The organism is Neobacillus kokaensis, from assembly GCF_014656545.1.
Taxonomy (GTDB): Bacteria; Bacillota; Bacilli; order Bacillales; family Cytobacillaceae; genus Neobacillus; species Neobacillus kokaensis.
On sequence record NZ_BNDS01000016.1, the window covers coordinates 106,228 to 116,126 of the forward strand.

5 protein-coding genes are annotated in these 9,899 nt (G+C 35.5%); all 5 read left to right on the forward strand.

Annotation, left to right across the window (positions count from 1 at the left end; genetic code table 11):
- The first annotated feature begins 34 nt into the window (after positions 1 to 34).
- The 5 genes from IE222_RS17350 (at position 35) to IE222_RS17370 (ending at position 9,834) form a co-directional block, all read left to right on the forward strand.
- Positions 35 to 1,219, forward strand: a complete 1,185-nt coding sequence (locus tag IE222_RS17350) for an acyl-CoA dehydrogenase family protein (protein WP_191274944.1) — start codon at positions 35 to 37, stop codon at positions 1,217 to 1,219.
- 1,001 nt (positions 1,220 to 2,220) lie between these two features.
- Positions 2,221 to 3,990 (forward strand): cache domain-containing sensor histidine kinase, encoded by a 1,770-nt coding sequence (locus IE222_RS17355; RefSeq protein WP_223282771.1) that lies wholly within the window; start codon positions 2,221 to 2,223, stop codon positions 3,988 to 3,990.
- A gap of 6 nt (positions 3,991 to 3,996) precedes the next feature.
- Entirely contained in the window at positions 3,997 to 5,601 is a 1,605-nt protein-coding gene (locus IE222_RS17360; RefSeq protein ID WP_191274948.1) for a response regulator, read from the forward strand.
- A gap of 458 nt (positions 5,602 to 6,059) precedes the next feature.
- Positions 6,060 to 8,213, forward strand: coding sequence for a DUF4832 domain-containing protein (locus tag IE222_RS17365; RefSeq protein ID WP_191274949.1), 2,154 nt, complete (start codon positions 6,060 to 6,062; stop codon positions 8,211 to 8,213).
- A gap of 274 nt (positions 8,214 to 8,487) precedes the next feature.
- A complete protein-coding gene (locus tag IE222_RS17370) occupies positions 8,488 to 9,834 on the forward strand; it encodes an ABC transporter substrate-binding protein (protein WP_191274951.1) in 1,347 nt (448 codons plus the stop codon).
- Positions 9,835 to 9,899: the final 65 nt, after the last annotated feature.

Here is a 9,899-nt window from a genome sequence, read left to right on the forward strand (position 1 = left end):
AAAATTATAAATGATAAATTTGGAGGGAATAAAAATGTCAGTAAGTACCATTTCGGATTTTCGAAAAAAATCTCGTCCCTTTTTTACTCAAGAACACTTGATGTTTCGGGATTCATTGCGGAAATTCCTTGAAAAAGAAGCTGTTCCTTATTTCGATCAGTGGGAGAAAGACCGTCTCGTGCCTCGATCTTTTTGGAAGAAGATGGGTGAGCAAGGTTTTCTTTGCTCGTGGGTTGATGAACGTTACGGGGGGCTTGGGCTCGATTTCGGCTTTGCTATCATCCTAGCCGAAGAATCAATACGAATCGGGTATGGATTAGGTGGCGGACACCTGCATAGCTCGATCGTAGCGCCTTACATTGCCTCATACGGTACTGAAGAGCAGAAGCATAAATATTTGCCGGGCTGCATCAATGGAGACATCCTCACGGCTATTGCCATGAGTGAGCCTGGAACAGGTTCAAATCTAGCTGGACTTCGCACTACTGCTGTAAAGGATGGAGATGAATATATCATTAACGGTCAAAAAACCTTTATCTCCAATGGAATTCAATCGGACTTGGTGGTGGTAGCCTGCAAAACCAATCCGAATGCTAACCCACCGCATAAAGGAGTTAGTCTCTTCCTTATAGAAGATGGTACGCCCGGATTTTCCCGCGGCCGGAAGTTGGACAAAATAGGGTTGGACGCACAAGATACTGCAGAATTGGTTTTTGAGGATGTACGAGTGCCTGCTTCTAATCTTCTTGGGGAGGAAGGAAAGGGATTCACATATTTGATGAGCAAGCTTCAGCAGGAAAGACTCCTGGTTGCCCTTGGTGCCCAAGTAGCTGCTGAGGATATGCTCAGTTTGACTATAGATTATGTAAAAGAGCGTGAAGCATTTGGAAAGAAGATTAGTGAATTCCAAAATACTCAATTCAAGCTAGCGGAGATTGCCACTCAAGTTCAAATTGGTCGTACCTTTATTGATGATCTCGTTGTCAAATACATGCAGGGACAAGATGTGATTACAGAGGTATCTATGGCTAAATATTGGATCACGGATATGGCAAGAAAAAATGCGGCTGAATGCCTTCAGCTTCATGGTGGTTATGGTTTTATGGAAGAATATAAAATCGCCCGCCGTTACCGGGATATTGCCGTTGCCCCGATTTTTGGCGGAACGAACGAAATCATGAAGGTCATTATCGCGAAAAAATTAGGTTTAAGTGGATAGAAGGTAGCCAAGGCACGGGTCTTTATTGGTCCGAGAAGACTGGGCAAACACGATAAATTGTTTTACTTATGACTCTTGTTCAATAAAATAAAGCCGGTGTTTCCTTAGCGTAGGAAACAATCGGCTTTTATTATGTCGAAACTTTCTTAGTGTATGTTCCGGGCAGGTTGTGATATAAATATTTTTCATACTTGTAAAATCGTATTTCACCAATCTTTCAACTCCCTCATAACGGTTTGGATGATGTGCTCATTTACGCCGTTGAAGAAGGAAATTTCAGTATTGCCGGCTTTGATTGTGCAAGTATGATTCGAGGAAACCACTGCTGGATTTGATACGGGAATTTTTTCGCTTTGGTATGTAATGTAACGGGAGGATGTTTAGTTTTTGTTGCGGCATATGAAAAGCACCTGCTTAAATTCATACCTTGATCGTACCAGGAGATGCTGCTGTTTTATATGCGTAGTTTGAATACGGGCTTACTTTTTAAAAGCTTCACACCTAATTGGATATCCTCACGACTAAGATTACTGAATTTAAAAGTTACAGACTTGGTAATATTCCTTGCTTCCAAGCATGCGAGCATATTACTGAAAGCGAAATCTATATTGATGGGGCGGAGTTTCTTTTATAGGTTGAAAGTATATATTGTGATCATTCTTCTCCGGGAGAGACGCGGATTGGTCTCCTTCGGATTATTATTTACAGGCATTATTAGCATAATATTATGTTTAATTATATCCATTCATACTGATTGAACTCCACTTTTTTACACATTTTAAAATATTTCACCATAATTGAGACAATTTCATCTTCGAGAAACGAATTGTTTGTTGGGCATTGTTTTTTTAGAATCGTGAATGATAGAAATTAATTAAATTTGCGGAAATTTTTGTAATTAAATAATATAATAGTGAAATAAACGGGTTTAAAAGGACATTAAACATAATATTTCTAACATATGTGAATCCCCAAACAATAATTGAAGATAGGTGACATCTGTGAGGAAAAGTATACTTACAAAAATTATTCTATCCTTCCTGCTTGTACTAATATTACCCACGACAGCCATCAGTGTAACAAACTATTATATTTCATCCAAAATGTTAGCGCAAAAGGTTAGTGAGTCATTTATAACAAACTTAACCTTTATCTCTACTAATATTGAAAAAGAACTTGGTCAATGGGAGCTTATTTCAAAGTATTTTGTTGCTAATCCCGTGATAAGAGAGGTTCTAGGCACGACTTATGCAAGGGACGTCGATTTTCATTTAGATATGAAACGTGTCTATCGAGAATTAGATAGTTATTCTATTAATACAAATATATTTGCCTATATATCATCACTTGTGATATTTGGTAATAAAGGTAGAAATATACTCTATGGAGATAATGTCAGTACTCTAAAAATAAATAAAATTAAAGAACAACCGTGGTTCCAAGGTTTAGGTAGTTCACATGAGCAAGTTGTTTGGTTAGGTTCCCATAAAAATTATGCAGATTATCGGGTACAAGATGAAGATGTTATTGGATTAGCCAGGGTTATCAAAGGCAATTCTAATTATCAGAATTTAGGAGTTTTGTATCTTGCGATTAGCCCTAAATATTTTTTTGATTTACTTGGTAAAGTTAACTTACATGCAGGCAGCCGTCTGTATGTAATTGACAATAACGACCGAGTTGTCTTTGATTCTGAAAATGAGTTAACGAACCAACTTTATAATAAAATGGACGACATTCGTGCTAAATCCAATGAGCATTACATTGTGGAGAAGAATGAAAATGGCGAGAAAATTTTATTGGCATATACACCCATTAAGAAATATGGCTGGTGGACGGTACAAACGATTGCGTATGATTCACTAATGGAAGGGAAAAAAGACATCTTCAGGAGTACCCTAGTCGTCTTTCTTGTATCTTTCCTTTTTGCTACTTGTGTTTGGTACTTTGTCTCATTGAATATTTTACAACCTATTAAGCAATTGACCGATACAATGAAAAAGGTTGAGAACGGTAATTTACATGCTAGGGCTACTATTAAACGCTCAGATGAAATAGGACTAATGAGTCAACATTTTAATAACATGATTGATAAAATTCAAGAGCTTTTCATTTCGAATATGAAAGAGCAGGAAAAGAAAAAAATAGCAGAATATCGAGCACTTCAGGCGCAAATCAATCCACACTTTTTATATAACACATTAAATACTATACGTTGGATGGCTATCATCCAAAAGGCTAGTTCAATCCAAGAGGTTGTTGAAGTATTAGGTAGACTTTTAAAAGGCATATTTAAATCGGAGGCCCCATTTATTACACTTGAGGAAGAAATTTCAAATTTAAGGGATTATATTTATATTCAAAAACTTCGCTATAATAATAAATTTTCTGTTCGATATGATTTGGAGCATGAAGTATTATCAGAAGCCTGTATTAAATTTATCTTGCAGCCTATCGTTGAAAATTCAATATTTCACGGCATCCAACCGAAGGAAACAAATGGGGAAATCGTCATATCTGCTCACCGTAAACATGATCAAATAATCCTTTCAATTTGGGATAATGGGATTGGAATGACGAAAGAAGAAATAGACAGAGCAATGAATAATATTTCTAATACCTGTGGAATTGGACTTGGTAATGTGGCTGAGAGATTAAAGCTAACATATGGCGAGAAATATGGATTAACTATACAGAGCAAAAAGGATATTTTCACCAAAATAGAAATCGTTTATCCTGTAATCATTGATATTAACGATGAGTCGAATTAGCTGGGGGTGAGTATTATTTACAAAGTACTGATTGTTGATGATGAAATGCTTGCTAGAGTAGGGATTAAATCATTAATTCCGTGGGAGGAGAATGGATTCGTCATTGAAGGTGAAATGGAAAATGGGAAACAGGCTTATGAATGGATGTTTGACAATGAAGTTGATATTGTCATTACGGATATTAAAATGCCAGTCATGAATGGAATTGAATTGATTCGTAAAACGAGTAAACAAAATATTGCTACCAAATTTGTCGTGCTTAGTTCCTATGATGATTATGAATATGTAAGAGAAGCTCTTAAAAACGGTGCTGTCGATTATTTAATCAAATTAGAGTTGACACCAAAGCTTTTGTTGGATCTATTAAAAAAAGTTACTCTAACAATTGAGCAAGAACGTCCCCTAAATAAGCAAAGTTTGTCCGTAAAAAAAACAGGGAGTAAAGAATTAACCCTCTTGAAAGAAACTTTCTTTAGGGATTTATTATTTGGCTGGATTAGGTCACACCAAGAATATAATCAAAGACTCAAAGACCTTAATATCGAGATTCCAGAGGGGCAGATTGTGTGTCTTATGTTTCTAACAGAAGAATTAGAGATATATGAAAGGTATAAAGATGAAGAGACACATCTTTTGAATCATTCTATCCTTAATATGCTAAATGAAATTATTAGTGAATACAAATTTTCATATGCTGTATCTACTCAGACAAAGGAGTTTGTAATACTTCACTATGCTGGAAATGTTGATAAAGAGGAAGCCATGAATCATGCAGACCTGGTAGCAAATACAATTAGAACGGCATTGAATCAATATTTAAATATTTCTATAACGATAGGTGTTAGTGAGTCTGTCCAGCGATTCGATGAAGTTAAGCAGGCCTATAGACAGGTGAACCAAATAGTAAGTCAATGCTCTGCCTTTCACGAAGGTAGAACGGTCCATTTTGAGATGCTTAACAAACTATATGAGCCACCGAATAAAATTGATTTGACATCAGAATTTAAACAACTTGAAACAGCGATAAAATTATATGAGGATGAGGACGTTACCAAAATTCTACAACAATTAAAACAATCAATACTACATGCTAACTTACTATCCTATGATATGCTAAGGGTCTATTGTTCTACGATTATCTATCATTTGTCTTCCAGAATAGAAGAAAACTTACCTTCTTGGATGGAGAATCAATTACTACGGTTGAATAAGTTGACAAAATATTCCGATTTTATAGCATGGTTCGAACAGTTGGAATTAGATTGGAGCAAAGAACGGAATAAGATAACGAAATGTTCCCGATTGATTATCACTGCTCAAAGGTTTATACGAACCAATTATTCAAATGATCTTACACTTGAAAGCATAGCAGATTATTTAAATCTTTCTCCTTCCTACTTTAGCAATTTATTTAAAAAAGAAACAGGGGAGAACTTTATTGAATATTTGACAAATATTAGAATTAATCAAGCGAAAATCCTTCTTCGAACGACTGATCTTAAAATCTATGAGGTTGGAAGAAATGTCGGTTATGATAACGAACATTACTTTAGCAGGGTATTTAAGAAAGTTTCTGGGCAGTCACCGCTTTTATATAAATCACAATTATAAGTATAATTTTAATACTGTAAAGCAAGGAATGATTATGAAATACCTTGTTTTACAGTTTTTTGTTCTTAATGGGATAAAACATAGTTTCATTAAAAAGTGTATGGAAGAAAATCTTAAAAGCTAAAAAAAGGATAAAATCTAAAAAAATTATGCATTCAATATTTTTACTATTTTTAATATTATGATTATGCACAAAAATTTTTTCTTGAAAGTTTATATAGATTAATAAATAGGTTTTAATCTACAGTAACAAATTGTCACTTCCATACTATGTAGAATTAATAACCTATATCTATATAAAACTTTCACAAATACATGGATGGGAGGAAGGCTAGAATATGAAATATTTTTAATCATATCAGCAGGCTGCTTTTTATGTAACCGTATTCATAAATCGAACTTCTGGAGGGATCTTTATTAAAAGGAAAATTTCACTCTTATTCGTTTTCGTATTGTTAGTGTCAATCATTTCGCCAATTTCAAGAGTTGCTTTTGGATCTGAGGAAGGTAATGACATAAATGCTAGTCATAATGTTGCATTACAGGCAATAGCAAGCACAACCGCACCAACAGGACAAAATGATATTAGTAACATTATTGATGGTAATGATCAATTTGGGTGGGCAAGCTCTGACCATCAGCTGCCCCAATTTATAGAACTTGATTTTGGGTTCAAAACAGTAAAAACAGACAAAATATCCTTACTTTCCAACTATGGACCTGGTCAAGGTATTACAAAATTAAATATTGAATATTTCGACGGAATCTCTTGGAAGATTGCTAGACAAGACGTAATCATTGATTGGAAAAAAAATGAGCAAACGGCGGAAACTATAGATATTACTTTCCCTGTTGTAGAAGCGAAAAAGATTCGCTTAAATGTAAAAGGTGCTAATTTAAAATGGGCAGGCTTTGCAATTTTGGAATTAAAGGTTTGGGGTGTGATTTTGTTGACTACAGCAGATGTGGCAAGTTCTATCACAACTATTGAGCAACCGAGCAGATCCCAAACGAATTTAGCACTTCCTAAAGTGCCGGATGGTTACTCAGTATCTATATTTTCCTCGGACAATGAAAGTGTTATCGCAGTCGATGGTACGATTCGTCCACAGCAATCGGATACTAACGTTTCCATCACACTAGAAATTTTAAATGAAAGTGATCATTCAAAAGCTGTCACTTCTCCAGTAAATGTTATGGTTCCAGGGGTTCCACCATCCAATTATGTGAAAGTCGTACCAAAAGAGGATGAGACAAGTATCATAAAAAATCCCGCAATGGGCTGGGTTGTGTATCTTGAAGAATTCGGTAGCCCCTTTCCGGACGCAAAAACATTCTGGAATCAAGTAGACCCCTATCTTGAACCAGCAAGCATATTATATATAAGAGTGCCTTGGTCGCGACTAGAGCCTACGGAGGGGCATTATGCATGGAACGAAGATGAAAACTACCAAAAATTAATTCAAATGGCACTTGATAGAGGTTTAAAACTGGCATTTAGAGTGTTTGTTGACAGCCAAGATTCTCATATGCAAGCTACACCACAATTTGTCTTTGATGGAGGGGCAGGTGGTTATGGTGCCCAGTCTAACCCTGATTATAAAACTCCATATGTAAATGATCCGGTCTTCCGAAAGAAATTTGAAAATTTTATAAAAGCGTTTGGTAAACAATACGATGATCCCCAAGTTGTCGATTATATTGATGGACAAGGGCTTGGTTGGTGGGGTGAAATGCATAATATGGGATATTTAAATACCTACGAAAAGCAGAAGGATACTTTAGAGTGGATTACTAATTTGTATAGTTCAAATTTCCAAAAGGTTTTGTTAGGTTTGCAGTACGGTGGTAATCAATTTAACTATTCTCTACAAGACTGGGCTATCCAATCAAAAGGTTATATGATTCGTAGGGACAGTTTGGGTAGTATTCAATGGTTTCCACAAGCAGACAAAGATAAAATCAACCTACATTGGCCAAAAGTCCCTGTCTTTGCCGAAAACTGTTACCAAAATTTCGTTAGCAGGCCAAATGCGTGTGATGGTTATACGAGACCCATCCATGATATGTTGTCCCGTGTTGTTAATGACGCAATTGAAATACATGCTAATACTTTAGATTTAAGACATCCGGAAGATGTACAAGAATGGGTAACTAATAATTATGATTTAGTGCAGAAATTTGCCATCAATGGTGGATATCGTTTTGTACTAAACGATGTTTCTTATCCAAATAAAATGACTTCAGGAAAGAAATATAACATCTATTATTCTTGGAAAAATACAGCAGTAGGTAAGCTGCCAAATGATCTTCCTAATTGGAACCATAAATATAAGGTTTCCTTTGCCCTGCTGAACAAAAAGACAGGTGTCCCTGTTTACCAATCTATTCACTCCCCGGAACCATCCAATTGGATTAAGGGGAAAAACTTTGATTATATTGAAGCTCTTGACTTAGAAGGGGTTAAAAATGGTACTTATAATTTGGCTGTTGCGATTGTGAATAGTGAAAATAAAAATAATCCAGAAATAAATCTTGCAATTAAAAACGACAAAACAAAGGCTGGGTGGTATGAAATAGGAAAGGTTGTCATTAACAATAGCCGCCATTAAGGAAAGGAAATCGATGCAATCGATCATAAATAGTAAATATAAATGAATAGTTGATTATAACAAAACTGTAAAGTAAGGATCAATCATAGATATTCTTGCTTTACAGTTTCTTTGTTCAAAACGATAATTTTTAGTTTCATTAAAAAGTGTACGGAGTTAAGTCTTAAAAAATAAAAAAAGATAAAATATAAAAAATATTATGCATTCTTTAAAGGCCCTATTTATTTTAATATATAAATTATAAATAAAATAAAATTAAAAAGAGGGGGATTTTATGAAAAAGAATACCAAGCTTCTTTTGTTTACAATTTTAAGCGTTTTCATAGTGTTTTCTGCAGCATGTAGTAATACAACAACAGATACACCTAAAGATGATGGGAAAGGCGCTAATAAAGATGGCAGTAAAAAAGTAGTGACAATTTATGACGACGCAAAGCGAGCTGAAGAAAAGAGTGTACAGAAAATGTATGATGATTTCACTGCTGAGACAGGTATTGAAGTTCAGAGGAATATAGTCCCGGGGGATGGGATTGAAATCTACAAAAAAATCGATGTCGATTTAATTGCGGGTGAAAAAACAGATATTATTCGTCTTTCTAATCCAATTCTAATACAGAAGTATGCTTCCAATGGCTGGCTGGCGCCTCTAGACGACTTCATGGCAAAAGATAATTATGATGCAAAAAAGGTATTTGGGGATTATCTGCCTGTATCATCCGACCAAAAGACTTATGTCCTTCCGTATCAAGCAGGAAAATGGGCGGTCTTTTACAATAAGAAAATATTCGATGATGCTGGTGTACCTTACCCAAAAGGGGATTGGACTTGGGATCAATATATTGAAACAGCAAAAAAATTAACTAACAAAGAAAAAGGGATTTATGGTTCCTATATGCTAGACTACGATTTCTATATATACATGCTGGCAAGACAATATGATGTTAGCGGTTATAAGGCTGACGGTACTTCTAACTATGATGACCCGAAATTTGCAGAGGCATTGAAATTCTTCGGTGATTTAGGAAATAAGCACAAAATTCAACCTAGCTGGTTAGAATTCTCCTCTAAGAAGCTTTCATGGGACGGATTTATGTCAGGCAATTATGGTATGCATTTTATTGGAACCTGGTATAGTGGACTTTTTTCAGATAAAGAAACTTACCCGCGTGATTGGAATGTAGGGGTTACCAAAATCCCAGTACCTGCTGATGGAAAAGCAAGCAACAATTTTGGTGTAGTAGCAGGACATGGGATTAACAAAAATGCAGCACATCCAGAAGAAGCATACATCTTTGTCAAATGGATGGCGGAAAACCTCTATAAATATTCAGGTGATTTACCGGCGCGTGTTGATTTAACAGATGAGGATCTCATTGAGCATTTCCGAGGATTCGAAGAACAAGTAAACGGGGAAATCACAGCCGAAGATTTAAATAATGCCTTTATCAATGATGGTCTTGGGTTTGTGGATGAGAAGCTGCTTGGACCAGCTGCTGCTGAATATAGTCAAATCATCCTGCAAGAAGCAGAGTTGTATTTGGTTGGCCAAAAATCTTTAAAAGATACTGTAAAAGCAATTAAAGAACGAGCAGATAAAGCAATCAAAGAAGCAGGAAAGTAACGAAAACTTAGGATTCCTTTTTTTAATAAAGGAATCCTTCTTTCAAGCCCAGTGGTAATATGTCA